The organism is Oleiphilus sp. HI0132, assembly GCF_001635845.1.
The window spans coordinates 1-1038 of record NZ_LWGJ01001645.1 but is presented as its reverse complement, the minus strand read 5'-3'; the positions used below and the strand labels follow the sequence as shown (position 1 = coordinate 1038).

Below are 1038 nucleotides of genomic sequence, written 5' to 3'. Positions count from 1 at the left end.
AGGCTAATGAAACACCAAAGCCCCACACCTTTTTCTCTAACTCAGCATCTTGGGCAAAGCTAGTATTTGCGGTTTCTTGCCAAGTATCCAGCGTGAGCATCGGCCCTTTCTGGCTAATAAAGGTGTATGTGAGATCTATAGATTCCGGGCTTAAATCAGCATCAAAACTATTGAAGCTAAGCGTTTCGCTATGCACGCCATAACTAAAGCTTAAAGAGTGCAGATTATCTTCACCAGACCAAGCAGATAGTGGAAATAACAAAAGTGCGAATAATCGATGCATATTAGGTATTTTGGTCCCATATAAAGAGTTCGAAGAGTAGCCTTAATGGCTCTGAATAGAAACCTATAAAAGCAATTCCACGCTTTCAAGCACACCCTAGTTCTGTTAAATTTCGCGCTCCACTTTCAAAAATAACAAGGATGCCACAAATGTCTCTACGAAAAGTCGTGAGCTTTCTAGCAATCGTCATATCAGTTCAGTTTTTAGTTGCCTGTGATGACAAGGTTGAACACACCCACAAAGTAGAAAAACAAGACTCATACACGCTAAAACTGGCAGAAACCTGGGGGCCTAATTTTCCTATTTTTGGTGACACCTCCAAGAATATGGCATCGATGGTCGAGAAGATGTCGAACGGTCGCTTAAAGGTCGTCATTCACTCTTCAAACAAGCATAAGTCTCCTTTTGGTATCTTCGATATGGTTAAGTCAGGCCAATACGATATGGGCCACTCTGCATCTTACTATTGGAAAGGTAAAGTGCCTGCCACCATGTACTTCACTACCATGCCTTTTGGTATGATCGCCTCCGAACAATATGCATGGTTTTACTACGGCGGTGGCATGGAATTAATGAATGAGCTATATGACCAGTACAATCTCATGTCCTTCCCTGGCGGTAACACAGCTAACCAGATGGGCGGCTGGTTCCAGAAAGAAATTAATACTGTAGAAGACCTGCAAGGATTGAAAATGCGTATTCCTGGCTTCGCGGGTGAAGTCATTGCCAAACTGGGCGCCAAACCTACGAATATT

At 43.0% G+C, this 1038-nt stretch carries 2 protein-coding genes; one reads left to right on the top strand and one right to left on the bottom strand.

What is annotated here, in order from left to right; translation table 11 throughout:
* Positions 1-283 (bottom strand): hypothetical protein (locus A3766_RS25310; RefSeq protein WP_156509132.1); only part of this gene is annotated, 283 nt, incomplete at its 3' end.
* 149 nt (positions 284-432) lie between these two features.
* Between A3766_RS25310 and A3766_RS25305 the strand changes: the two genes are divergently transcribed.
* Positions 433-1038: TRAP transporter substrate-binding protein (locus A3766_RS25305; RefSeq protein ID WP_369808657.1), on the top strand; the 606-nt coding region annotated here is incomplete at its 3' end.